Genomic DNA, 25,894 nt, shown 5'->3' on the forward strand with positions numbered 1-25,894 from the left:
TCTTGCGGACCGTTTCGGCGTAGAGCCAGACGCCTTCGTCCTCGAGGTCGTCACGGGCGACGCCGGTGACGGTGGCGTAGCGCAGGGCCATGGCCTGGACGGAGCGGGCCACCTTGGTGGGTTCGAACCTGTCCACGGGGGAGGGTTTGCCGGTGTCGATCTGGCAGAAGTCGCAGCGGCGGGTGCATTCGGAGCCGCCGATCAGGAAGGTGGCTTCCTTGTCTTCCCAGCATTCGAAGATGTTGGGGCAGCCGGCCTCTTCGCAGACGGTGTGCAGGCCTTCCTTCTTGACCAGATTCTTCAGCTGGACGAATTCCGGGCCCATCTGGACCTTGGCCTTGATCCAGTCCGGTTTGCGTTCCACCGGGGTGGCCGCATTGCGCTGCTCGATCCGCAGCATTTTCCGGCCTTCTGGTGCCAGTGTCACAGGAGAGCTCCTTCGGGGGTTGCAACTAGGGCGTCTTCATTGTTGCGCAGTTCTTCGATGATCCGCGAAACGAGATCGGCCGGGGACACATCGCGGCCCGTTTCCTGGGCGATCGTAGTCACACCCGCATCGGTGATCCCGCAGGCGATGATCTGGCCATATGGTGCGAGGTCGTTGTTGCAGTTAATGGCGAAGCCGTGCATGGTCACGCCCTGGCTTACCCTGATGCCGATAGCGGCAATCTTGCGGGCCGGGCCCTTGGCATCCTCGTCGATCCAGACACCTGCGCGCCCCTTGATCCGGACTGCTTTGATGTCATGATCCGCGAGCACTGCGATGATCACGGCCTCCAGACGTTCAACGTAGTCCCGGATGCCGGCTTTGTTCTTCAGCTTGATAATCGGATATCCGATGAGCTGGCCCGGACCGTGCCAGGTGAGCTTGCCGCCGCGGTCCACGGGAACGACAGGGGTGCCGTCGAAGGGCCGCTCGTGATCCTCCGTTAGCTTTCCGGCCGTGTAGACGGCGGCATGTTCCAGGAGGAGTACCGTGCTGGGGGCCTTGCCGGCCAGGACATTTTCATGGATTTCGCGCTGGATGTCCCAGGCGTGGCTGTAATCGACGAAATCCGGGGCAAGACCGAGCGTTGTGAACTCAAGAGTCATGCGTTCCAGCTTAGACCTCAGCCGCCGTCCTGCCGGATAGGTGTGCCCAAGCTCTCATGCCTCTGCGGTCACATTCTGCGCCATTCCCGATGATGGCTGACCGCAGAGGCCTGCCTGTGGATAACTTCTGCAGGAAGTGCCGGTTTCAGGTACTCCTTAAGCCATGGACCAGCACAGCTTGGAAAACTACAGCTTGGACAATCGCGGCTTGGAAAGCCACAGTTTGGAACTGCGCAGCCTGGAAGGGTGCAGCACGGAACGCAGCAGCAGCACGAATACGCACGGTTCAGCCGGGGGAGCGCCCGCCGTCTCGGGCTATTCGCTGTGCCGGCGGCTGGGCCAAGGCGGCAGTGCCGAAGTATGGCTGGTTTCGCAGGACTCCACCGGCGTGAAGTTTGCCCTGAAATGCTTCGGCCGGCCGTGGGGCAGCGCTGTAACCGACGTGACTGAGCCTGGAACTGTGGATGCGCACCTTGCCGCACCGCGGGAGGAGGATGTCCGCCGTGAACTGCTGGTCATGTCGGTGCTGGACCACGAGCACCTGGCGAAGGCCTACGGGGTGGTCAGGACCGACGAAGCTGGCGGGGGCAGCTTTGGTCTCCTGATGGACTACGCGGCCGGGGGTTCGCTCCAGGAGCTAGTCACGGCAAGGGGCACGCTGAGCGTCGGCGAGACGGTCACGGTGCTGACCCCGATCGCGCAGGTCCTGGGCTACCTGCATGGCAAGGGCTTCACCCACTCCGACGTCGCACCCGGCAACGTACTCTTCACCGCCCACGGAAAACCACTGCTGGCCGACCTCGGCGTGGCCCGGATGGTGGGGGACGCTTCCGCCGTCCCTGACCAGCACACCGTCGGCTTTGCGGATCCGGCTCCGGTGGACGCAGTCCGGGCCGGACTCCAGCCGGAACGCGACGTCTATGGAGCCGCCGCGCTGGGCTGGTACTGCCTCACCGGACAGCCCCCTCCGCTGTCGGCGGCCAGGCCACCGCTCTCCCTGCTTGTGCCGGACGTGCCGGCCGAACTGGCGGCGGTGCTGGAGGCGGGGCTCAACGACGACCGGCGGCAGCGTCCCGCCGCCGGCGCGTTTGCCACCGCGGTGTACCGCAGCGCGGCGGCTGTTCCGCTGGATCTGTCCCGCTCCGTGCATTGCACGGTCCTGCCCGAGTTGCTGACGCGCGGGCCGCTCCCGACGCCGGAGGGGCACCTGCGCAAGCGCCTGCTTGCCTGGGAAAGGCGGCTGAAGACTGCCGGATGGGCGGGGGTCGCGCGCCGGCTGGCATCGCGTGCGGCACCAGCGGCCCAGGCGTTGTCGCAACCGCAACTGACTGTCAGGGGTAGCGGGGTCAGGCAAGCGGAGGTCGCTCCCGCCACCAGGCACAGGTTGCTTAGGCACGACGCGGTCAATCATGCGGCCAGGCACGCGGCGGTCGGGCATGAGGCTGTTGGCAATGCGGCCAGGCACGCGGCTGACGGGCACCGCTCCGCGGATACAAGCCACGCGGTCAGGCACAGGGCGGACAGGCGATCCCCAGATACGCAGGGAACAGGCAGGCAAACAACGCACAGGCGTACCGCGGACCTCGCGGCCTCCAGTGCGCTGCCGACTCGGGTCCGAAGCGTGGGCGGAACCGGCGCGGGCGGCGGCCGCCGCCTGGCCGCGGCAGGGGGCGTGTTCACTGCAGTGGTGCTTGCCGGAGCCGTGCTTCTGGGGTTGCCCGGGGCGGTGCAGGAATCAGGCGAAGCAGCGCAGGAGTCCGGCCAAGCGGCGCAGGAGTCCGGCCAGGAGGCCCGCCTGCCGAGTGACGTCGAGCGGCGGCTCGCGGCGAAGGACCCTGTGGAGGCAGTCCTTGGATTGGCGCTGCTGCGTTCACTGGCGCTGCGCGAGGGCAGGCTGGACTTGCTCGACGATGTGAATGCCCCGGACACCCCAGCTCATGCTGCGGATGGCCGGATCCGGGCCGGGCTGGAGAAATCCGGGACAGTGCTGGCTGGGTTCACCACAAGCCTCTCCGGCGTGCGCCGCCTGCCCGGAAGTACGCCCGCGAGGGCGGTGGTGGCAGTGACGTCATCGACGTCGGCCTATGAGGAGCGGTCGCCTGAAGGCGCCGTCGTGGCCACCGGGGCGCGGCAGCAGGACATTAGACTGCGGCTCGTCCTGGTCCAGGCTGAGGGACGCTGGCGCATCGCGGACATCCTTCCGGCGGACTGACCGTCATTAGCGGACTGAACACCAACAGCAGCCCTGAGCACCAACAGAACCGAACAGCGGCTACTTGTCGCCGGCGACCCATGCGGCGGCAAGCGCCACCGATGGATGCTCCCAGGTGAACCCGCTGTCCCGGAGCAGCGCCGGCTCGATCCGTTGGCTGGCGAGCAGGAGTTCATCGGCCAGCTTGCCCATCACGAGGCGCAGCGCCGGGGCCGGCGCACGCAACAGGGCGGGGCGGTGAAGGGCCCGTGCCAGCCCGGCCACGAGCGTGTTGACGTCGGCGGCTTCCGGCGCCGCTACATTCACGGGGCCCGAGTTCCCGGAGGTGAGGAGGAATCCGAACGCGGAGGTGAGGTCGGGGAGCGTAATCCATGGCCAGTACTGCCGGCCGTTCCCCAGCGGACCACCAACGCCTGCCCGCAGCAGAGGCAGCAGGCGTCCCATGGCGCCACCTGACCTGCTCAGCACCACCGCGGTCCTCGGGGTCACAACCCGGACTCCGGACGGGGCCTCGTGGGCTGCAGCTTCCCATTCGACGCAGATGCGGGCCATGATCCCCTGCCCGGCGGGGGATTCCTCGGTCAGCATGGCGTGCCCGGCGTCGCCGTAGTAGCCGGCCCCGGACTGGCTGATGAAGGTCCGGGGCGGAGAATCAAGGCGGCGGATTGCCGAGGCAAGAGTCCGCGTGGGATCGAGGCGCGACCTGAACAGCTCATCGATCCGGTGCGGTGTCCATGGCCTGGCGCCGATGTTGGCGCCCGACAGATTGATGACGGCGTCGGCGCCCTCAAGGCGGCCCGGCTCCAGTGTCCCGGTGGGATCCCAGGGGATCTCCGACGGCGACGACGGCGGCCGCCTGACCAGCCTGACGACGTCGTGCCCGTCGGAGGCGAGGCGGGAGGAGAGTGCAGTTCCGATGAGCCCGGAGGCGCCGGCCATGACGATGCGCATGATCCATCTCACCATGCCCGGCACGGCAGGGCACCTCCCCGATGGCTCATGTCACGTTGACTATGATCGAACGATGACCTCTTCGAGTTACCTCCGGTTCCCTCATGTTCACGGCGATCTGGTCACGTTTGTGGCCGAGGACGATGTCTGGATTGCCCCCCTCACCGGCGGCCGCGCCTGGCGTGTTTCCTCGCTCCAGCTGCCGGCCCGCAACCCGCGCTTTACGCCGGACGGCAAGAAGCTGGTCTGGACGGTTGTACAGGGGACTGCTCCCGAGGTGGTCATCGCTGATGTGGACGGCGGGGGATACCGCCAGCTGACCTTCTTCGGACACAGCACCACCCGGGTCAAGGGCTTTACTCCTGCCGGGGACATCGTGGTCACCAGCGCGTTCCGCCAGGCCGAGAGCCGCCACACGCACGCCTACCGGCTGTCCACCGAAGGGGGCTGGGCAGAGGAGCTCCCGCTGGGACCGGTCGAGTCCGTGGCCTTCGGCCCGGAACTCGGGGATGAAAAGCCCGTTGTGGTGGGCAGTGTGCTGTCCCGCGAACCGGCCTGGTGGAAGCGCTACCGTGGCGGAACCGCCGGAAAGCTCTGGATTGACACCGACGGAAACGGTGAGTTTGAGCGCCTCCTGCCGGAACTGGACGGCAACCTCGCCGATCCCATGTGGGTGGACGGGCGCATCGCCTTCCTCTCCGACCACGAAGGCTACGGCAACCTCTACTCGGTCCTGCCCGCCGGCGGGGACCTGCGGCGCCACACCGACCACGAGGACTTCTACGTCCGCCACGCCTCCACCGACGGAAAGCGCGTGATCTTCGAATCGGCCGGTGAGCTCTGGCTTCTGCACGACCTCGGTTCCGAGGCCGTGCGGTTGGAGGTAACGCTCGGATCGGCCTCCCAGGGCCGCCGTCCCTCGCTCCTCAAGGTCGCCAGGCACCTGGGTGACGTCCGGCCGGACACCACAGGGGAAGCAAGCGCCGTGGAGGCGCACGGGACAGTCCACTGGCTGCGGCACAAGGACGGGCCGTCCCGCGTTGTGGAGGCGACGGCGGGCGTCCGCGCCCGCCTGCCGCGTCCTCTTCCCGACGGCCGTATTGCCTACGTGGCAGACCACGACGGCGACGAGGCCCTGTTCATCAAGGAAATCGCCCCCCAGGTCGCGGACCACGACGGCGCGGTCCGGGCAGCAAAGTCCGCGGCAGCAACCAAGGGCGACGGCGCTGCCAGCGCCGTCCCGGACACCGAACCCGCCGGGGACCGGCAGGAAGCCGTGGCTTCGGCCGTGCCACTGCCCAGGCCGGTTTCCGCCGCCGGAGTCACGGGGCCCCGCGCCACCCACCCGGTGGCGGACGACGCTGCGGCCGACCTCGCCGCTGCGGAGCCAGCAACCGAAACACCCGCCGGCAAGGCAACCGGTATTGTTGCCGCCGAATCCACCACGCTTCCGGTCCGGTTCCCCAAGCCTTCGCGCGCCAGCGCCATCGAAGCCAGCCCCGACGGCCGCTGGATCGCGGTCGGAACCGCCTTTGGCGACCTGTACATTGCTGACACGCAGGACGGCGCGCTGACGGCAGTCACCAGCATTGGCGAAGGCAGCATTGAGGATCTCGCCTGGTCGCCGGACTCCGCATGGCTCGCCTGGTCCGAACCGGTGACGTCCTTCGGCTCACGCAGCCGCTTGCGGCTGGTCCGGGCCAGTGCCAAGGAAAGCAACGCCGCAGAGCCGGCCATCGTGGAGGTGACGGACGGCCGCTTCCGGGACGAATCGCCGTCGTTCTCCCCGGACGGCAAGTTCCTTGCCTTCCTTTCCAACCGCAGCTTCGATCCGGTTTACGACGGCCATTCCTTTGACCTGTCCTTCCCCAGCCCGATCAAGCCCTACCTCGTGGCCCTGGCGGCGGACACCGCCTCGCCGTTCGGCCCCAGCGTGGCCCTGGCAGACGGATCCAGCGAGCAGGATGGCACCGGGGCCAAGACCGACGCAGCCAAGACCGACACAGCCGCCAAAGGCGAGACCACACCGGCCACCGTCCGGGTGGACGCCGAAGGCCTCGCCCACCGGGTCATCAGCGTCCCGGTTCCGCAGGGCAACTACTCGGAGCTGACCGCCGCCGACGGCGCCCTGCTGTGGCTCGACAGCGCCCTTGCCGGCGTCACCGGAGACGGCAGGGCAAGCCTCGAGGACAAGAACGCGGCGCCGAGCCTGGTCCGCTTCGACCTGGCCAAGCGCAAGAGCACCACCCTCGTGGACGCCCTGGACCGCTACCGCCTGTCCGGCGACGGCAGGAAGGTGGTCCTGGTCCACGACAAGCAGGTCCGCGTGGTGCCCTCCGACGCCAAGGCCGACGAGGATTCCGGCCAGCTGGTCAAGGTGGACCTCACCCGCATCCGCGTCCTGATGGATCCGCTGAGCGTGTGGGGCCAGGCGTTCGATGAAGCGTGGCGGCTGCAGCGCGACTTCTTCTGGACCGAGGACATGGCTGGCCAGGACTGGGACTCAATCCACGCCCGCTATCGTCCGCTCGTGCAGCGGCTCGGATCGCATGACGACCTGGTGGACCTGCTGTGGGAGCTGCACGGCGAGCTCGGCACATCGCACGCCTACGTGCGCCCGGCGGCGGCCACGGAAAACGGCAGCAACGGCCAGGGCCGGCTTGGTGCCGACCTCGCCTTCACGGGCGAGGGCTGGGAAATCGAGCGCATCCTGGCCGGCGAATCGTCGGATCCGCTGGCCACCTCGCCACTCACGCGGCCGGGAGCCGACGCCAAGGCCGGGGACGTCCTGCTGGCCATCGACGGCGTGCGCCTGACGGAGACGCTGACGCCGGCCATGCAGCTGGTGGGCGCGGCCGGCCGGGCAGTGGAACTGACCATCCGCAACGGCGCCGGCCACGGAGCAGCAGCCGGAGTCCAGCGCCGGATCGCCGTCGTCCCCATCAGGGACGAGGAACGGCTGCGGTACCAGGACTGGGTGAATGCCAACCGCCGCACTGTACGCGAGGCGTCCGACGGCAAATTCGGCTACCTGCATATTCCGGACATGCTGGCCAACGGCTGGGCGCAGCTCCACCGCGACCTGGACACCGAGACGGCGCTCGACGGCCTGATCGTGGACGTCCGCCGCAACCGCGGCGGGCACACCTCCCAGCTCGTTGCCGAACTGATCGGGCGGAAGGTGACGGGCTGGAGCATGCCCCGCGGCGAGAAGCCGCGGACGTATCCGCACCACGCGCCGCGCGGACCGGTCATCATCCTGGCCGATGAATTTGCCGGTTCCGACGGCGACATCATCACGCAGGTCTCGAAGCTGCGGGGCATCGGCCCCGTGATCGGAACGCGCACCTGGGGCGGCGTCGTCGGCATCGACAACCGCTTCACACTGGCCGACGGAACGGGCGTTACCCAGCCCCGCTACGCCACCTGGTTCGGCGGCGGCGTGGGCTGGAGCGTCGAAAACCACGGAGTGGCTCCTGACATCGAGGTGACGTTCCCGCCACACGCATACGCCGCCCGCCGGGACCCGCAGCTGGAGTCCGGCATCACGGCGCTGAAGGAGATGGTGCAGGAGCTCCCCACGGACCGGCCGCCGGCCCGCGAGGGCTACCGCCGGCTGCGCCCGGAGCCGCTGCCGGCACGCCGCCACAGCCAGGCGTAGCAGGGTGCCGCCGGTGTAAGCCGGCGGCATTCCGGAAAAGCACGAAGGCCCTGTTCCCTGCTGGATTCACCAGCGGGAACAGGGCCTTCGTGCTTGAAGGTCAGGAGGCCAGCGTGGCATCCAGGGTGATCTCGATGCCGGTCAGGGCCTGGGATACCGGGCAGCCCTTCTTGGCGGATTCGGCGATGCGCTGGAAATCCTCCTCGGAAATGCCGGGGATGCGGGCGTTCAGGGTCAGGTGGCTGCCGGTGATGCCGGTGCCGGGCTGGAAGCCAACCTCTGCCTTGGTGTTGACCTCGTCAGGGGTGAAGCCGGCCTGGCTCAGCTCATGGCTGAACGCCATGGAGAAGCATGCGGAGTGTGCCGCGGCGATGAGCTCTTCGGGGCTGGTCTTGCCCTCTGCTGCTTCGGTGCGGGCCTTCCAGGTGACGTCAAACGTGCCGAGGCCCGAGCTGTCCAGGGTGGTGTTGCCTGAGCCCTCCGTCAGGCTGCCGGTCCATACAGTGTGCGCGGTGCGTGTTGTAGCCATGTCACTCCTCAACGTTGATTCGATCCGGGGACCCGGCACCTGCCCAAGCCCCGCCGCTACCAATCCTATGGATTCGGTGCCCCTGGTGCACGGGTTGTCCGCTGTCAGAGGATTATGACCGGACCGCCAAAACGCCGACGGCGGCGCCCCCGCATGAGGGGGCGCCGCCGTCGGCGTCGGCTATAGGCTCCGGTTACCGCCAGAGGGTGGCGATAGCGACGTTCAGCAGAGCCAGGCCGCCGACGCTGTGGGCCAGGCCGGTCGAAATCGGCTCGCCCTTCTTGTACTTGCGGCGGCCGATGAATGCCAGAACGACAACCACCAGGGCGACAGCGAACTTAATGCCCAGCTTGGCGTAGTTGGCATCCATGTCCAGGGCGGGGATCAGGCCCATCATCACGATGCCGGTGAGGAGCTGGAGCGCCGCGCCGTCGAACTGCCGGGGATGGACAGTCGGCTTCTTCATGTTGCCGATCCAGATGCCGACGATCATGGCGGCGCCGACGATGTGCAGGAAGACCATGATGTTGTAAACGATGTTCATCCGCCCAGTCTAGCCAGATGATTCTACGCAACGTAGTAAGCCCCGCTGGAGCTTTGGAGACGATTCGGTAACCAAAAAAACGACGGCGGTCCGGGCCGTCCGGTGGTTACCCACCGGTGCCCGCACCGCCGTCGTTAGTGCCTGTCTGGTTACAGTCCCAGGTCCGCTTCGAACGCGCCTTCTTCGAGGCGGGCCTTCAGCGTCTGCAGGAAGCGTCCGGCGTCCGCACCGTCCACCAGGCGGTGGTCGTACGTGAGGGACAGGTACATCATGGAGCGGATGGCGATCGAGTCGTCACCGTTCTCGTCCTGGACCACCACGGGGCGCTTGACGATCGCACCGGTGCCGAGGATGCCGACCTGCGGCTGGTTGATGATCGGGGTGTCGAACAGGGCACCGACAGAACCGATGTTGGTGATGCTGAACGTACCGCCGGACAGTTCGTCCGGACCGATCTTGCCGCTGCGGGTGCGGTCTGCGACATCGGCGATCTTGCCGGCGAGGCCCGCAAGGTTCAGGTTGCCGGCGTCGGAGATGACCGGAACCAGCAGGCCCTTGTCAGTGTCGACGGCGATCGCCAGGTGCTCGGCGTTGTGGTACGTGATCTCCTGCTTGTCCTCGTCGTACGCCGCGTTGAGCTTGGGGTGCTGCTTGAGGGCCTCGGCCACGGCCTTGGCGATGAAGGGCAGGAAGGTGAGCTTGACGCCGTTCTGGGCCTGGAACGAGTTCTTGGCCTTGAGGCGCAGCTTGGCCACCTTGGTCATGTCCACTTCATGCACCTGGGTCAGCTGGGTGGAGACATCCAGCGACTCGCGCATGCGGCGGGCGATAACCTGGCGGATCCGCGGAGCCTTCTGCACGGTGCCGCGCAGCGAGGACGCTGCGGCCGACGGAGCAGCGGAAGCCGCAGGGGCTGCCGGTGCTGCGGCTGCCGGAGCTGCCTTGGATTCAGCGGCCGCCAGGACGTCCTGCTTGCGGATGCGGCCGCCAACGCCCGTGCCGGACACGGACGCGATGTCCACGCCGTGCTGGTTGGCGAGCTTGCGGACCAGGGGAGTGACGTAGCCGGACTCGGCGCCTGCGGCAGGTGCTGCCTGGGGTGCTGGCGCAGCCTGCGGTGCGGGGGCTGCCTGGGGTGCGGGGGCTGCCTGGGGAGCCGGTGCTGCCTGCGGTGCGGGCGCGGGGGCTGCTTCCGGGGCGGGGGCTGCGGGCTGCTCGGGAGCAGGTGCAGGAGCAGCGGCGCCGGAGCCTATGACGGCGAGGACAGAGCCAACCTCGGCGGTCTCGTCCTCGTTGACGCGGATTTCCTGCAGCGTGCCGGCCACGGGGGACGGAATTTCGGTGTCCACCTTGTCGGTGGAAACCTCGAGCAGCGGCTCGTCAACTTCCACGGAGTCGCCAACAGCCTTCAGCCAGCGGGTGACGGTGCCTTCGGTGACGCTCTCACCCAGGGCCGGCAGGGTGACTTCGTGGCTTTCACCGGAGGAGGCGGGTGCGGCCTGTGCGGCGGGTGCTTCCTGGGCCGGTGCCGCTTCGGCGGGTGCGGCGGGTGCCTCTTCGGCAGGTGCTTCAGCCGGTGCCTCTTCGGCGGGGGCTGCTGCGGGGGCTTCGGCAGCGCCGCCGCCGGAGCCGTCACCGATGCGGACCAGGGGGGCGCCTACTTCGGCGGTCTCGTCTTCGGCGACGAGGATTTCCTCGATGACGCCGGCGATCGGAGAGGGGATTTCAGTGTCTACTTTGTCGGTGGAAACCTCGAGCAGCGGTTCGTCCACCTCTACCCGGTCACCTACCTGCTTGAGCCAGCGGGTGACAGTTCCTTCGGTGACGCTCTCACCGAGGGCGGGCAAGTTAACGGATTCAGACATGTCGTCCCCGTTCTCCTTATTGATCTAAAGTGCGGATGAATTGCTGCATTGTTCAGGCCTGGTGCACCCTGCTGATCGAGCCGGTGCACCAGGCCCTGGTTGTCTTGCGGAACGAATTAGCCGTGGAGGGGCTTGCCGGCCAGGGCGAGGTGGGCCTCGCCGAGGGCCTCGTTCTGGGTGGGGTGCGCGTGCACCAGCTGTGCCACGTCCTCCGGGTAGGCTTCCCAGTTCACGATCAGCTGGGCTTCACCGATCTGCTCGCCGATCCGCGATCCGATCATGTGGACGCCCACCACGGGGCCGTCCTTCTGGCGGACCAGCTTGACGATGCCGCCGGTGCCCAGAATGGAGCTCTTGCCGTTGCCGGCGAGGTTGTATTCCTGGGTTTCCACCTGGTCGTCGCCGAACTTTTCCTTGGCAGCCTTCTCGGTGTAGCCCACAGTGGCAATCTCAGGCTCGGAGTAGGTGACCTTGGGGATGTTGACGTCCTCAACGATGACAGGCTTCAGGCCGGCGATTTCTTCGGCGACGAAGATGCCCTGCTGGTAGCCGCGGTGCGCGAGCTGGACGCCGGGGACGATGTCGCCGAGGGCGTAGATGTTGCCCACGCCGGTGTGCAGGCGCTCGTTGGTGATGACGAATCCGCGGTCGATGGTGAGGCCTGCCTCTTCGTAGCCGAGGTTGGCGGTGACCGGTCCGCGGCCCACGGCCACAAGGAGGAGGTCGGCTTCGAAGGTCTTGCCGTCAACGAGGGTGACCTTGACGCCGTTCTCGTTCTGCTCGACACCCTGGAAGAAGACACCGGTGGAGAACTTGATGCCGCGCTTCTTGAAGGCGCGCTCAAAGTTCTTGACGATCGCGGCGTCCTCGTTGGGGACGAGGGAGGGGAGGCCTTCAACGATGGTGACGTCCACGCCGAACGACTTCCAGACGGAAGCGAACTCGACGCCGATGACGCCGCCGCCGAGGATGATGGCGCTCTTGGGGATGGTATCCATCACGAGGGCTTCGTCGGAGGTTATGACCTTGCCGCCGATTTCCAGGCCCGGCAGGGTGCGTGAGTAGGAACCCGTGGCGAGGACGATGTTCTTGCCCTTATAGGCAGTGCCGTTCACGACGACGGTGTCGGTGCCCTGCAGCTTGCCTTCACCTTCGATGACGGTGATGCCCTTGGACTTGATCAGGCCCTGGAGGCCCTTGAACTTGCCGGCGATGATGCCGTCTTTGTAGGCGTTGACAGCGCTCATGTCGATACTGTCAAGCGTGACGTTGACGCCGTACTTCGCGGAATCGCGGGCGTGGTCGGCCAGTTCGGCCGAGTGCAGGAGTGCCTTGGTGGGGATGCAGCCGTTGTGCAGGCACGTACCGCCGAGCTTGCCCTTCTCCACGAGGCCAACGGTGAAGCCAAGCTGAACGGCCCGGAGAGCCGTGGCGTACCCGCCGCTGCCACCACCGAGTACCAGGATGTCGAATTCTTGCGCAGTTGCCTGATCGGCCACTTAGACGCTCCCTCGCGTGAACGATGACACGAGAGTACGCATCATCTGGTCTTGGAAATTGCTCTGCCGTGATTATGCCAGCAGGCCTTTTCCCTTTCATTTGTGACTACCGTGGTTCACCTTAGCGAACCACTTATCCATGCTCCACCTTGCCGGTGCTTTTGTGGAGCGCTTGTGTCGAGTGTCACGCGGCTGTGTGGCGAGCGGATCACGCCGGCCACGCAGCCGCGTGGCGCACCGGCTCAGGCCAGGAGATCCTCGACGTAGGCCACCAGCGTGCGCACCGTGCAGCCCGTACCCTGCTTCGGCGTGTAGCCGTAGGGGGCCCCGTTGTTGAAGGACGGGCCAGCGATGTCGATGTGCGCCCACGGGATGGTCTGGCCGTTCCTGTCCTTGCCCACGAACTCGCGGAGGAACACGGCTGCCGTCATCATCCCGCCGTGGCGCTCACCGATGTTGGCGATGTCCGCCACCTGGGAGTCGAGGCTGGGGCGCAGCTCCTCCGGCAGGGGCATGGGCCAGACGAGCTCGCCGGCACGGTCAGCGGCTGCTTTCAGCGGGCCGGTCACGCTGTCCGCACCCATGATCCCGGCGGTCCGGTTTCCGAGCGCGATCAGCTGCGCACCGGTCAGGGTGGCGACGTCGATGATGGCGTCCGGGTACTCCTGGCTGGCTGCGACAATGCCGTCGGCCATGACCAGCCGGCCTTCGGCGTCGGTGTTGAGGACCTCTACGGTCTTTCCGCCGAACATGGTCAGCACGTCGGCGGGACGCGACGCGGCCCCGGAGGGCATGTTCTCGGCGATGCACAGCCAAGCGGTCGCCTTGATGGGCAGCCCCAGGCCTGCGATTGCCAGCACGGTATTAAGCACGACGGCGGCGCCCGCCATGTCGCTCTTCATGTCACCCATGCCGAGGGCCGGCTTAATGGAGATGCCGCCGGTGTCAAACGTGATGCCCTTGCCGACCAGCGCGATTTTCCGGGTGGCCTTGGCGGGGGAGTACTCCACCTTGACGAGGCGCGGCTGTCGGGCGGAGCCCTTGCCGACGCCCATGATGCCGCCGAAGCCTTCCTTTTCCAGACGCTTTTCGTCCCACACAGTGACCTTGACGGGCAGTCCCTTCGACAGTTCCTTGGCGGCGTCGGCGAACGACTCGGGGTAGAGGTGGCTCGGCGGCTGGTTCACGAGCGAACGGGTGGCGTTGACAGCCTTGGCCAGTAGGCGCGCACGGTCGAGTGCCGACTGCAGTTCCTTGTCGCCGGCCAGGTCAGTGAAGATCGCGACGTCGGCCACGGGGTCCTTGAGGCCGTCCTTGGACGAGCGGAACTCCGTGAACGAGTACGCTCCCAGCGCGGCGCCCTCGGCGACGGCGGCAACGTCGGCGACATTCGCCGTCGGGAAAGCAAGCGTGACCGAGGACAGCCCGGCAAGCTGGCGGACGGCGGATCCGGCAGCGCGGCGCAGCGACTCGCCCGAAACCCTCCCCCCGGCGTCGAGCTTGCCCACACCGGCCAGCACCAGAATTCCGGAACCCGTTTCCGGAAGCCCGGGAAGGCGCACCGCCTGGTCGGGTGCGCCCGTTATGCCGAGTACCTTCAGGGAGTCGGTCAGAGCCTCGACGGATTTCGCGGTCAGCGGGTTTTCGAGCAGGAAAGGGCCGTCCGCGCCCTGTCCGACGCCGATGACCACTGCGTCACTTGCCGCCTTCTTCAGGTCCCTTGCAATGACACTAAGGTTGGTTTCAGTATTCTTGACCACGAGGATCGGTCCTCAATTCTCTGTGATTGTTCGGGCAGGGAGCGCAGCTAGGCGCCCTCTCGCGGGTGCCGGCCGCCGTCCCCGCAGGGCAGCGGCGCCAGCTTCCAAGGAAGCCAATTCCGATCGTAGCCTCCCGTTCCGCAACTGCGGGGGAGCGCCGGGGAAATGGGCCGGTTGAGATCCGTGCCACAGCGCCCCGAGGAATGACGCCGCTCTTCGTGGTGTTATGAAGATTAACCCCGACCACGAAAGGAACTCGCCGTGTTTGAAAGGATTTCCGGCTCGCTGCTGGACCCCGACGCGCTCTATGCCAAGAACATTGGGCTGTTCCACAACCCTGAGCTCCGCGGGCTGAACCTGGTGATGGGCTTTACCGGTTTCGCTGATGCCGGCCACGTGGTCCGGCAGATCACGGACGAGCTGCTGGACACACTCGATTCCGAGCGTGTGGCCGTGTTCGACGCCGACCAGCTGATGGACTACCGGTCCCGGCGCCCGCATGTAACCTTTGTCGAGGACCATCTGCAGGACTACCAGCCGCCCACCCTGGCCCTGTACAGGCTGGTTGACGGGCTGGGCAAGCCCTTCCTGTTCCTTGCCGGCTTCGAGCCGGACCTGCAGTGGGAACGCTTTGCCCGTGCCGTGGTGCAGATCGTCGAAGCCCTGGACGTCAACCTGGTGACCTGGATCCACTCCATTCCTATGCCCGTGCCCCACACCCGTCCGGTCGGGGTGACCGTGCACGGCAACCGGCCGGAGCTCATTGAAGGCATCTCGTCCTGGAAGCCGACCGTGGAAGTGCCGGCCGCCGTCGGGCATGTCCTGGAACTCCGCCTGACCGACGCCGGCCGCAACGTAGCCGGGTATGTCATCCACGTGCCGCACTACCTCGCCGAGGCGGAGTACCCCACGGCTGCTGTGGCCGGCCTGGAGTACCTGGGGGCCGCCACCTCGCTGATGCTGCCGACCGACCGGCTGCGCGAGTCCGGCCGTGAAGTGGGCCGGCAGATTGCCGAGCAGATCGCGGCGTCCGAGGAAGTCCAGCAGGTGGTGGCCCGGCTCGAGGCCCGTTATGACGAAAAGGCGGAGGGCACGGTGCGCCGGTCGCTGCTTGCCAACGAAAATGATGAACTGCCCGACGCCGGCGCGCTGGGCGCCGCTGTGGAGGCTTACCTGGCGCGGGAGAACCCTGCGCCGTAAGCCCCGTCACTGGGCGGCATAAGCCTCGTCACTGAAGGGCCAAATCCGGGCAAATAAAATAGTATTTTTGCCAGTGCCGGGGATAATAAAAGGGTGACTGCACCCCGCGCCTGGCTCATTTGGACCATTGGCATCTTTTCGTACCTCGTGGCTGTGACGCAGCGTACGTCGTTCGGTGTGGTCGGCCTTGAGGCCACCGAGAGGTTCCATGCCAGCGCTTCGGCCATTTCCTTTTTCACAGTGCTGCAGCTGCTGGTGTACGCCGGTCTTCAGATTCCGGTGGGCGTGCTGGTGGACAGGTTCGGTTCACGGGCCATGATTGCCGTGGGCGCCCTGCTGATGGGCCTCGGCCAGCTGCAGTTGGCATTTGCGGACAGCGTCCCGGCCGGAGTGCTTGGCCGCGTGCTCGTGGGTGCCGGCGATGCCATGACCTTCATATCCGTCATCCGGCTGATTCCGCTGTGGTTCGCGCCGGCCCGGGTTCCGCTGCTGACCCAGCTGACCGGCATGTCCGGACAGCTGGGCCAGTTGCTGAGCGTGGTGCCGTTCGCCTTCATCCTGCACACTGCAGGCTGGACCCCGGCCTTCCTTGCGCTCGCGGGATTCTCCGGGGTCGCCGTCGTGCTGGTGGTCCTGATGCTGCAGGACGTACCGCCCGGCACGCCCAAGCAGGAGTCTGCCAAGGGGTTGCGTGCCACCGGCGTGTCCCTGTCGCGTGCGTGGAAGCAGCCGGGGACGCGGCTGGGGATGTGGAGCCACTTCACCATCCAGTTCAGTGGCACGGTGTTCGCCATGACCTGGGGCTACCCTTTCCTGATTTCGGCGCAGGGTCTCAATGCCGGCACGGTGGCGTCGCTCATGTCCCTGTACGTGGCCGGTGCCATTGGAGCCGGGCCGCTGATAGGGCGCTTTGTTTCACGGCACCCCCTTCGGCGCTCCACTATGGTCCTCCTCCTTGTTGCTGCCACCGCGGCGGCCTGGGGTGCCGTGCTGCTGTATCCCGGCCGCTCACCGCTGTGGCTGCTGGCGGTTCTCGTCGTGGTGCTGGCCATCGGCGGCCCGGGCTCCATGATCGGCTTCGATTTTGCCCGCACCTTCAATCCGGCGCACCGGATCGGAACCGCCACCGGCATCGTCAACGTGGGTGGCTTCTTCGCAGCGCTGATCGCCATCTACCTCATCGGTGCAGTACTGGACATCCTTAACTCCACGGGCTTTTCCCGCGGGGAGCTCTATGGCCTGGAGCCCTTCCGCATTGCGCTTTGCGTGCACTTCCTGCTCCTCGGCGTCGGGTCCGTCGCCATGCTGGTGGTGCGGCGCAAAGTCCGCCGGCAGATGGCTGCCCAGGGAGTGGTGGTCCCGCCGCTGCTGCAGGCAATGGCCCAGCAGCGGCGGCAACGGATTGCCCGCCGCAAGACCCCTTCCCGCGACTAGCTTTCATACCCGCTGACGTCGCCTTTGCCTGCCGTGGCGCACAGGTCCGCACCGTTCGTTGTCCACATAGCCCTGATTATCCACATGCAGAGGCTGCCTCTCGTGCCGGTGTTGCCGCCGTCGGAAGCTGGTTCCATGACAGCACCGGAGCATCTCACTATCAGCGGTCCCGAAGACATCCTTGGTTACATTCCGCACAGCCTGGGATATTGGCCGTCGCAGAGCCTCGTGGCCATGACCATGCAGGGCAAGCGCCTCGGGGCGACTCTTCGGGTCGACCTCCCGGACGGCGGCCGCCGCGCCAGGGAGGCGTTCGCGAGGACGGTGGCGGAGTACCTTCTGGCGGACAAGGACGCCGACGGAACGCTGCTGGTCTTCTTTACCGACGCCGGTTTTGACGAGGGCAGTGGGGAAGGCAGCGGTTCTCACGACGCCGGCAGTGGGGAAGGGGCGGCGGCGTCGTTTCGGCACCTGCTCGCGGACCTGGAATGCGCGCTCGGACTGGCGGGCATGCCGGTGCGGGATGCCTGGCGCGTTGGTGCAGAGTACTGGCGCAACCTGTACTGCACTGATGGCAGCTGCTGCCCGATGCCCGGCCGCTCCGTGGCCGAGATCCGGGACAGCCGGCTCAACGCGGAGATGGTGTATCTGGGCAGCAGCGTCGGTGCGCCTCCCGGAGCTCCTTCACCCCGCAATGCCAGGACGACTGCGGCGGACGCCGCCGTCATGGCAGCAGAACGCGAGTGGAGCCTGGCCCTGACCGGCAAGGGGTCTCATCGGGCACAGTTTGATGCGGTCCTCGATGCCTGGGCAGCTGCGCTGGAAGCCGTCTCGCCTGAAGCTATTCCTCGTGAAACCGTTCCGCCTGAAGCCGTTCCGCCTGAAGCCGTTCTGGAGCGAGGCGGACACCTTGCGCCAGGTCCACTTGCGGCTGGCCCCGGAAGCAGGCTTGAACCGCAGCTCGCCGGGTTCCTGCGCGCGTCCCTGCATGTTCCGGCCTGGCGAGACGCGGTCCTGGTCATGGGCGCGGCGGGACGCACCGCGGCGGCGTTTGGAGCCGAAGCCTTCGGAATCTTCTCTGCCGGGGCTGGACTCCCCGTGTCCTGCCCGCCGCTGCCGCGGTCACTGCCATCCCCGAGCGGGTTCCCTGGCCGGGCCAACGACGGCAGGCTTGCATCATCGGTATCCGGAACCGCCCCGGTCTCCGGAACAGAACAGGCGCCCGGAACGGCCTCGGTCTCCGGAATAGAACAGGCGCCCGGAACGGCCTCGGTCTCCGGAACAGAACAGGCGCCCGGAACGGCCTCGGTCTCCGGAATAGAACAGGCGCCCGGAACGGCCTCGGTCTCCGGAATAGAACAGTTCCGGGGAACAGCACAGAGCGGCAATTACCGGGGCCGGGGGACGGCCACCGGCCGTTCTGTCCATGCGCCTGCTTCCAGCGGCGGCCCGGATGCCCTGCCCGGTTATGGCGAAGTCCTATTGGGCCTAAGTCCGACGGTGCCGGACTGGGACACTCTGAAACGCCTAGAGGGCCTGATGGCGGAGCTGTCGTCGTATGGCGGGGGTGAGGCCCAGGCTGCAGCGCTGACGGCCACCGGCTGGATCGAATGGTGCAGGGGGAGGGGGTCCTTCGCACACGCATCATTGACCCAGGCACTGGAAGCCACACCGGGATATCGGCTGGCCGAGCTGCTGTCCGAAGTGGTCCGGCGCGGAACAATCTGTGGCTGGGCCGGGCGACGCGAGGCCGCTTGGCAGAAATTCGGATCGGACGCCGCCTAGAGAGTGGCCCGGGCCAGGCAGCGGCGTGGCCGGGCTTCTCGGATACGCGGGCTGAATTTGGATACGCGGGGCTGAGTTCGGATATGGGATCAGGGCCGGGCCCCGGACCACTGTGTCCGGCCCGACCGAGGGGCGTGCCGAAGCTGGCGCATCCCGTCGCGAGGGCGTATTACGATCCGCTCGGCCCCTGGCGCGGAAAATCATGAGACAATGGAGGCCGAGACCCGGTTGGGTCCGTGAATCAATGCTTGCAGTGGGTCCGATTCGGGAACATTGCGGCCGCCCCGGCAGTTCTACTTAGTGGCCCTGTCGGTCGGTTGCATCTGATGTCAATCACGGACTTGACAGGGTCATAGTGGTGTTGCCCGAAGGTGACTCCACAGACCGCTGCTAGAAAGGTTTTCTGTGACCCCGTCTTCCGCGAAGAAGGAACCCGCCGCCCTGGCCGTTGAAACTGCCGAGGAGAAGCCGGCGGCACCCAGCGCTAAGCGTGCCGCCACCCGTGCCGCTGGGAAGCCCGAGCCCAAGAAGCGCGGACCCAAACCCGGAGCAAAGGCTGCAGCCGAAGCTGCCGGAAGCCGCTCAACCGATGACGATGCCGACGTGGAAGTCGAGGAGGACCTCGACGACGTGCAGCCGGACACCGCTGATCTGGTCGATGAACCCGACGAGGCCGGCAAGGAAGCCGCAGCGCCTACCGGCTCGGGATTCGTTTACTCCGACGCCGACGACGACGACGCACCTGTCCAACAGGTCATGTCTGCCGGCGCCACCGCCGACCCCGTCAAGGACTACCTGAAGCAGATCGGTAAGGTAGCCCTGCTCAACGCCGAACAGGAAGTTGACCTCGCGCTTCGCATCGAGGCCGGCCTGTTCGCCGAAGAGAAGATCGCTGCCGACGACGGCTCCATGGATCCGAAGTACAAGCGCGAGCTTGAGTTCATCATCCATGACGGCAAGCGCGCCAAGAACCACCTGCTCGAGGCCAACCTCCGCCTCGTAGTGTCGCTGGCCAAGCGCTACACCGGTCGCGGCATGCTGTTCCTGGACCTCATCCAGGAAGGCAACCTCGGCCTCATCCGTGCTGTAGAGAAGTTCGACTACACCAAGGGCTTCAAGTTCTCCACGTACGCCACCTGGTGGATCCGCCAGGCCATCACCCGTGCCATGGCGGACCAGGCCCGTACCATCCGTATTCCGGTGCACATGGTGGAAGTCATCAACAAGCTGGCCCGCGTCCAGCGACAGATGCTGCAGGACCTCGGCCGCGAACCCACGCCTGAAGAGTTGGCGCTCGAGCTGGACATGACGCCTGAGAAGGTCGTCGAAGTCCAGAAGTACGGGCGCGAGCCCATTTCGCTCCACACGCCGCTCGGCGAGGACGGCGACTCCGAATTCGGCGACCTCATTGAGGACTCCGAAGCAGTGGTTCCCGCCGATGCTGTGAGCTTCACGCTGCTGCAGGAACAGCTGCACTCCGTGCTGGACACGCTGTCCGAGCGCGAAGCCGGCGTTGTTGCCATGCGGTTCGGCCTCACGGATGGCCAGCCGAAGACTTTAGACGAAATCGGCAAGGTCTACGGCGTCACCCGTGAGCGCATCCGTCAGATTGAATCCAAGACCATGTCCAAGCTCCGCCACCCCTCCCGGTCGCAGGTGCTGCGGGACTACCTGGACTAGGAAACACTGGACCGGTTCTTACTGGACCGGTAAACGCGAACTGGGGCCAGGCCTTCCGCCGTAATTCGGCGGCAAGCCTGGCCTTTGTCGTGCCGCGGGGACATCAGCACCGAGGCGACAATAATCACCTGCAGGAGCACGAAGGATGTGCACGAGCACGGCTGGTAACGAATTCCTCGCCCACCGGTTCCCGCTAGCCCAGTTCAGTCAGCCTGGTCCCGGGCAGTGGTGGCGCGGTTGAGTGGTAGGTGTGGCCGGTTGGGTGTGGTGATTTCGATGGTGTGCCGGGGTCCTGGTCTGGGTTGGGTTTTCCAGCCGGGTAGTTCTTTGGTGTGGTTGCAGGCTTCGCAGAGTCCGGCGCCGTTGGCCAGGGATGTTGGACCGTCGTCGTGCCAGGGGATGATGTGGTCGTGGTGGCGGATGGGTGCGTCGCAGTAGGGTGTGCGGCAGGTGTTGTCGCGGATCTGGATGAAGCGGCGCAGCTTTGGCGGGAACAGGCGTCTTCGTGAGTGCATGGCGACGAGGTCGCCGGTCCTGGGGGCGGTGTAGGGGCGGCGGAGCCAGGTTTTCAGTTCCTCACGTCCGTCACTCTTTTCCTGCGTTATCAGCTCCCGTGCCCAGGTGGCGGGGACGGTGCCGTAGCCGGTGAGGCGGGCGGGTTCGGTGTCGGCTTGGTGGAGGGTGCGGTCGGTCATGACGAGGCTGATGTCGATGCCGGTGATGTCGCCGGGGGTGCCGGTGGTCCGTTCGATGAGGGTGTCGGCCATGGCCTGGTTCCGGGAGCGCGGGTCACCGGCAGATTTGAGGGTGTCGGCGTGCCGGGTCAGGGCGGCGTAGACGGCGACTCCCTGGTGGGCGGGCAGCAGCGCCGTCAGGTAGGTCAGTCCGGGGCGGGGCGCAGGCTGACGGACCGCTCCGACGCGGCGTGGCTGGCGCGCTGGGTGACGGAGCGGGAGTCCCGCCGGATAGCGGCGGCCTTGACAGCGGCGATGACGGCCCGGGTCCCGGCGCCAGTGAAAGTCCCTGTATCCGCGGCCAGTTCCTCATCGATCGCTGCCCGGTCCTCCACGCTCAGGCAGGCTGTTTCTTTCACCACGTGCATGGTGCGTTCTTCGTTGAGCTGGCCGGTGTCCAGGGCGGCCAGGGTGTGGGGCATCTCGGTGACCAGGGCCTTGCCCATGCCGAGGAGACGGCCGCCGCGGTGCGGGGACTCGCCCCGGGCCAGGGCGATCTGCTCGGCCGCTCCCATGGTCTGTTCCTTGGGCCGTGGCTTGCCCAGGTCCTCCGCAGTCAATGTCTTAGGTTTGTCCTGCGCAAGGTCTGCCTGCGTTCCGTGGTGGGCGTGTTCCCGGCGGTGGCGGAGTTCAAAGGCGACGGCTAGCCGGGCCTGCTGCCCGGCGGCCCAGCATTTGAGTTTCTCCAGCGCCTTGGTCTGGTCGATCAGGCCGGCACCGTCGGCGGTGAGGTCCGCCCGCAGAAGAGCTGTTGCCGCCGCGACCCGGTCCGCCAGATCCACCCGCGACGTTCCGGGCGTGCGCCCGGCAGTCCCGGTGGTACCACCGACGGCCAACGGGACATCTGCAAACAGGACGTCCTTAAAGAGAAGCTCGGGGAAGGGGTCCTCGGGGAAAACGCCGTCGGCAAACTGTCCCCCGGGGAAAGGGTCCTCGGGGAAAACGTCGTCCGGGTACACGAAGTTCGGGACGTCGTCCGCGTCATCCGGCAGCACGCCGTTGGCGAACTGATCGGACGGGAACCCGCCGCCCGTGAACGCTTCCTCGGGTATCGCGTCAAAAGGAAAGACTGCGTCTGTAACAACGGCGGTTGGAAGAAGGGCGTCAGGAACTGGGGCAGCAGCCAGCAGAACACCGCCGTGTGGCGCTCCCGCTGTCAGTGCTGCATTCCCCATGCCTCCCATGCACACAGTCTGCCAAGGGGGACCGACAATTTAGCGCCGCGGGAACAGCCACGGGCAGCGGAGCTGGAGAAAGAAAAAGCCAGGACCCCCGTGCGGGGATCCTGGCTTTGAGTCTGGTTGTCTAGTCGACCGGGACCGGTGCCTTTTCGTGCAGCCGGTCCGTCTCATCGTGCCAATCGGAGCTAAGCGGCCTCAGGGTCGCTTCGACGGCGCGTGAATGGTGAGCGCAGAAGAGCAGCTCGCCTCCGGAGGTCTCGAGTACAGCCCGGACGTATGCCTGCGCTCCGCAGCGGTCACACCGGTCAGCTGCGGTGAGTGTGCGGTCGGCAACTGCTGTTGTCATGTCGGCCTCCTTAGTAGATCTGTACATCTATATAACCAGCATTCGCCGCTAAACCATGGCAAGGATGGGTCACTTTCGCTGTCCGCGTATCACGTCTGCGTAACGAACACGCGGAGCCGGGTGCTGTGTCGGAGTGGCAGTCAGGCGTTCGGCGGCAGCAGGACTAGGCTAGAGGGAGCCATTTAACGCCTAGCCGGCCCGTTCCTGAAGGAGTTCACAACCTGTGGCACCGAGTTCTGATTACACCGCCCGCCACCTTTCGGTGCTGGAGGGGCTGGAGGCCGTGCGCAAACGCCCCGGCATGTACATCGGATCCACGGACTCCCGCGGCCTCATGCACTGCCTCTGGGAAATCATCGACAACTCCGTCGACGAGGCGCTGGCCGGCTTTGGCCACGACATCAAGATCATCCTGCACGCGGACAACTCTGTAGAGATCCACGACGACGGCCGCGGCATTCCCGTCGACGTCGAACCAAAGACTGGCCTCACCGGCGTCGAGGTGGTCTTCACCAAGCTGCACGCGGGCGGCAAGTTTGGCGGCGGCTCCTACACGGCCTCCGGCGGCCTGCACGGCGTCGGGGCATCCGTCGTCAACGCGCTCTCGGCACGTCTCGACGCCGAGGTGGACCGGGGCGGCAAGACGTACAGGATGTCCTTCCGCCGGGGTGAGCCAGGCCGCTTCAACGACAACGGCCGTCCCAACCCGACCGCCACATTCGCTCCGTTCGTCGAAGACTCTGTCCTCGACGTCGTCGGCAAGGCCAAGCGCGGCGTCACCGGAACACGTATCCGCTACTGGGCAGACACCCAGATCTTTACGCAGGATGCCCGGTTCTCCTACGAGGAACTCACCGCCCGGGCCCGGCAGACCTCCTTCCTGGTCCCCGGCCTGAAGATCACCGTCCGCGATGAGCGCAGGCTCCCCGGCACGCCGGGGGAGCTCGGCCCGCACGAAGAGGTGTTCCATCACGACGGCGGCATTTCCGAGTTCGTGGAGTTCCTCGCCGCAGACTCCGGGGTCACGGACGTCTGGCGCCTGCACGGCGCCGGCAAGTTCAAGGAAACCGTGCCCGTGCTGGATGAGAAGGGCCACAGCAAGATCGCGGAAGTGGAGCGCGACTGCGAAGTGGACGTCGCACTGCGCTGGGGGATCGGCTACGACACCTCTGTCCGCAGCTTCGTGAACATCATCTCTACCCCGAAGGGCGGCACCCACCAGGCCGGCTTCGAGCAGGCCCTCGTAAAGACGTTCCGGAAGGCCGTGGAAGCCAACGCGCGGAAACTCAAGGCCGGCAACGACAAAATCGAGAAGGACGACATCTTCGCCGGGCTCACCGCCGTCCTGACCGTCCGGCTTGCCGAGCCGCAGTTTGAGGGTCAGACAAAGGAAATCCTCGGCACCTCGGCGGTCAAGGCCATCGTGGCCCGAGTGGTGGAGAAGGAGATCACGGCCAAGCTCAACTCCTCGAACCGCAACGACAAGGCGCAGTCGGCGTTGCTGCTGGAAAAGATCGTCAGCGAGATGAAGTCGCGGATTTCGGCGCGCGTCCACAAGGAGACACAGCGCCGCAAGACCGCGCTTGAGTCGTCGTCGATGCCCACCAAGCTCGCAGACTGCCGTACCGACGACGTCTCCCGCTCCGAACTGTTCATCGTGGAGGGCGACTCGGCCCTCGGCACGGCCAAGCTGGCCCGCTCCTCCGACTTCCAGGCTTTGCTGCCGATCCGCGGCAAGATCCTCAACGTCCAGAAGGCCTCCGTAGGGGACATGCTCTCGAACGCAGAGTGCGCGGCCCTCATCCAGGTGGTCGGGGCCGGGTCCGGACGCAGCTTCGCGATCGAGGCCGCCCGCTACGGGAAGGTCATCCTGATGACCGACGCCGACGTCGACGGCGCCCACATCCGCACGCTGCTGCTCACCCTTTTCTTCCGCTACATGCGGCCCATGGTGGAGGAAGGCCGGGTCTTCGCTGCCGTGCCGCCGCTGCACCGGGTGGAAGTCATCAATCCCGGCCAGAAGGCCAACGAGATGGTCTACACCTATTCCGAGGCTGAGCTGCACGCCCTGCTGGCGAAGCTCGCAGCCGAAGGCCGGAAGTACAAGGAACCCATCCAGCGCTACAAGGGCCTGGGTGAGATGGATGCTGAGCAGCTGGCCGAAACCACCATGGACCCGCGGCACCGCATGCTCCGCAAGGTGAACATCGAGAACGCCCAGCAGGCGGAAGCCACGTTCGACCTGCTGATGGGATCGGACGTCGCGCCGCGCAAGGACTTCATCATCGCCGGGGCCTCCAGCCTGGACCGCGAACGCATCGACGCCTAGGAAGGGCCCCTAAGAACCGTCCCCTGAGAGCCGGAACTAAGACCGGCCCCTATGAGCCGACGCCGAAAAAAGTGGCACCAGCCGGCCTCGGCCCGCGGGCCGGCTCAGCCCAGCAATCCGGGAACGATCAGCAACGCGGTAGGCATCGCCAGCAGCAGCGTGCACACGCCCAAAACAGCGGCGCGAAGACCGCCGGCGAGCGGAGGCTGGGGTGAGAGAAGGCGGCTGACGCGTGACGCCGTCGTGCTCGCCGAACCGGCGCCGCCCGACGCGTCCGGCAGCTGCAGCCCGGCCCCAGCCAGGCCGGCCGGTTCCACGTCCGCTCCCTGCGGGGCCGACGAGCCGCTGGCGACGATGGCTATCGCCTTGATCAGTGTTACCTTGCTCTCCGTCTTGAGGGCAACATCGTCAGCAAGCATTTCGATGAGGGAGTTCACGGCTTCCTGGGCCAGGCGAGTAGTGGGCAGCCACGGCAGTGCCTGGCGCCAGGCGGCGAAGGCCCACAGCAGCAGGTGGTGTCGCTGGGTGAGGTGCGCGTTCTCGTGAATCAGGACGGCGCGCAGCTCCGCCGGTTCGAGGGCGGCCATCAGTCCGTCCGAGAGGACCGTGACGGAGCGGGCGCCGCCGGGCAGGCAGTACGCCACGGGGGAATCGTGATTGATGACCACGGTGCCTGGCCCGTCGTCGGACGGCGAGGCGAGGAGGGCCAGGAGTTCGCGGTGGCGCCTGCGCTGGCGCTCGATCTTGTAATAGGTCAGCAGCAGCGTGAAAACGAGGTGCGCTGTCAGCAGTGCGGCTGCGGAGAGCGCAAAGAGGTGCCAGAAACCCAGCGCTGTGGTGGGCGCTGCAAACAGGACCATTCCTGCCAGCGCGCGCAGGCCGGCAATCAGGTTGTCGCCGACGGGTTCGAGGCCGTAAACCAGCATGGCGCCGATCATGGACAGGCCACCGGCGAGGGCGATGGCCTGCCACAGCACCATGGCCGTAAAGGGGTCGCGAGCAGGCCAGTGGGCTCGCGAAAGAAGGATAGGTACCGGCCAGGCCAGTACTATCGCCAGGACCGCCAGGAAATATGAGGTCCAGAACATCTGG

General features: G+C 66.5%; 16 protein-coding genes and 2 pseudogenes. 7 read left to right on the forward strand and 11 right to left on the reverse strand.

Annotated features, from left to right (window positions below; genetic code table 11):
• Positions 1-427 (reverse strand): annotated as a pseudogene (locus tag AC5RWD_RS11375) (lipoyl synthase); the annotation flags it as partial.
• Positions 424-1,092, reverse strand: coding sequence for a lipoyl(octanoyl) transferase LipB (gene lipB, locus AC5RWD_RS11380; RefSeq protein WP_494020107.1), 669 nt, complete (start codon positions 1,090-1,092; stop codon positions 424-426). The pseudogene AC5RWD_RS11375 and the gene lipB, both read right to left, overlap by 4 nt.
• A 208-nt stretch (positions 1,093-1,300) precedes the next feature.
• On the opposite strand from lipB, the gene AC5RWD_RS11385 reads away from it, so the two are divergent.
• Complete coding sequence (locus tag AC5RWD_RS11385) at positions 1,301-3,304, forward strand: serine/threonine-protein kinase (protein ID WP_494020108.1); 2,004 nt, start codon at positions 1,301-1,303, stop codon at positions 3,302-3,304.
• Positions 3,305-3,364: 60 nt separating this feature from the next.
• On the opposite strand, the gene AC5RWD_RS11390 is transcribed toward AC5RWD_RS11385, so the two are convergent.
• Positions 3,365-4,255, reverse strand: a complete 891-nt coding sequence (locus tag AC5RWD_RS11390) for a TIGR01777 family oxidoreductase (protein WP_494020109.1) — start codon at positions 4,253-4,255, stop codon at positions 3,365-3,367.
• A 73-nt stretch (positions 4,256-4,328) separates the two neighbouring features.
• Here AC5RWD_RS11390 and AC5RWD_RS11395 point away from each other — a divergent pair, with 73 nt between their 5' ends.
• Positions 4,329-7,916, forward strand: a complete 3,588-nt coding sequence (locus AC5RWD_RS11395) for a S41 family peptidase (protein WP_494020110.1) — start codon at positions 4,329-4,331, stop codon at positions 7,914-7,916.
• A gap of 100 nt (positions 7,917-8,016) precedes the next feature.
• Here AC5RWD_RS11395 and AC5RWD_RS11400 read toward each other — a convergent pair whose 3' ends face one another.
• From AC5RWD_RS11400 to AC5RWD_RS11420, 5 genes are all read right to left on the reverse strand, one after another.
• Positions 8,017-8,445 carry an OsmC family protein gene (locus tag AC5RWD_RS11400; protein WP_494020111.1) on the reverse strand — a complete coding sequence of 143 codons (429 nt, stop codon included), beginning with the start codon at positions 8,443-8,445 and terminating at the stop codon, positions 8,017-8,019.
• 193 nt (positions 8,446-8,638) lie between these two features.
• Positions 8,639-8,989 (reverse strand): hypothetical protein, encoded by a 351-nt coding sequence (locus tag AC5RWD_RS11405; protein WP_494020112.1) that lies wholly within the window; start codon positions 8,987-8,989, stop codon positions 8,639-8,641.
• Positions 8,990-9,138: 149 nt separating this feature from the next.
• The gene (sucB, locus tag AC5RWD_RS11410; protein WP_494020113.1) at positions 9,139-10,854 is read right to left on the reverse strand and encodes a 2-oxoglutarate dehydrogenase, E2 component, dihydrolipoamide succinyltransferase; all 1,716 of its coding nucleotides are present in this window, start codon (positions 10,852-10,854) and stop codon (positions 9,139-9,141) included.
• A gap of 116 nt (positions 10,855-10,970) precedes the next feature.
• Positions 10,971-12,353, reverse strand: a complete 1,383-nt coding sequence (gene lpdA / locus AC5RWD_RS11415; protein WP_494020114.1) for a dihydrolipoyl dehydrogenase — start codon at positions 12,351-12,353, stop codon at positions 10,971-10,973.
• Positions 12,354-12,595: 242 nt separating this feature from the next.
• The gene (locus AC5RWD_RS11420) at positions 12,596-14,113 is read right to left on the reverse strand and encodes a leucyl aminopeptidase (RefSeq protein ID WP_494020115.1); all 1,518 of its coding nucleotides are present in this window, start codon (positions 14,111-14,113) and stop codon (positions 12,596-12,598) included.
• Between the two features lie 261 nt (positions 14,114-14,374).
• Here AC5RWD_RS11420 and AC5RWD_RS11425 point away from each other — a divergent pair, with 261 nt between their 5' ends.
• From AC5RWD_RS11425 to AC5RWD_RS11440, 4 genes are all read left to right on the forward strand, one after another.
• The gene (locus tag AC5RWD_RS11425; RefSeq protein WP_494020116.1) at positions 14,375-15,313 is read left to right on the forward strand and encodes a proteasome assembly chaperone family protein; all 939 of its coding nucleotides are present in this window, start codon (positions 14,375-14,377) and stop codon (positions 15,311-15,313) included.
• A 93-nt stretch (positions 15,314-15,406) separates the two neighbouring features.
• Positions 15,407-16,747: an MFS transporter gene (locus AC5RWD_RS11430; RefSeq protein WP_494020117.1), complete on the forward strand. Its 1,341-nt coding sequence runs from the start codon at positions 15,407-15,409 to the stop codon at positions 16,745-16,747.
• An 84-nt stretch (positions 16,748-16,831) separates the two neighbouring features.
• A complete protein-coding gene (locus AC5RWD_RS11435; protein WP_494020118.1) occupies positions 16,832-18,532 on the forward strand; it encodes a DUF4192 family protein in 1,701 nt (566 codons plus the stop codon).
• Positions 18,533-18,937: 405 nt separating this feature from the next.
• On the forward strand, positions 18,938-20,212 hold the full coding sequence (locus tag AC5RWD_RS11440) for an RNA polymerase sigma factor (RefSeq protein ID WP_494020119.1): 1,275 nt from the start codon (positions 18,938-18,940) through the stop codon (positions 20,210-20,212).
• A gap of 193 nt (positions 20,213-20,405) precedes the next feature.
• Here AC5RWD_RS11440 and AC5RWD_RS11445 read toward each other — a convergent pair.
• Together AC5RWD_RS11445 and AC5RWD_RS11450 are read right to left on the reverse strand one after the other, a co-directional pair.
• Positions 20,406-21,728: pseudogene (locus tag AC5RWD_RS11445) on the reverse strand (HNH endonuclease).
• A gap of 523 nt (positions 21,729-22,251) precedes the next feature.
• On the reverse strand, positions 22,252-22,473 hold the full coding sequence (locus AC5RWD_RS11450) for a DUF7455 domain-containing protein (RefSeq protein WP_494020120.1): 222 nt from the start codon (positions 22,471-22,473) through the stop codon (positions 22,252-22,254).
• Positions 22,474-22,696: 223 nt separating this feature from the next.
• Between AC5RWD_RS11450 and AC5RWD_RS11455 the strand changes: the two genes are divergently transcribed.
• Positions 22,697-24,802 carry a DNA gyrase/topoisomerase IV subunit B gene (locus tag AC5RWD_RS11455; RefSeq protein ID WP_494020121.1) on the forward strand — a complete coding sequence of 702 codons (2,106 nt, stop codon included), beginning with the start codon at positions 22,697-22,699 and terminating at the stop codon, positions 24,800-24,802.
• Between the two features lie 104 nt (positions 24,803-24,906).
• Here AC5RWD_RS11455 and AC5RWD_RS11460 read toward each other — a convergent pair whose 3' ends face one another.
• On the reverse strand, positions 24,907-25,890 hold the full coding sequence (locus tag AC5RWD_RS11460) for a M56 family metallopeptidase (RefSeq protein WP_494020122.1): 984 nt from the start codon (positions 25,888-25,890) through the stop codon (positions 24,907-24,909).
• Positions 25,891-25,894: the final 4 nt, after the last annotated feature.

The organism is Arthrobacter sp. CMU6, from assembly GCF_059090205.1.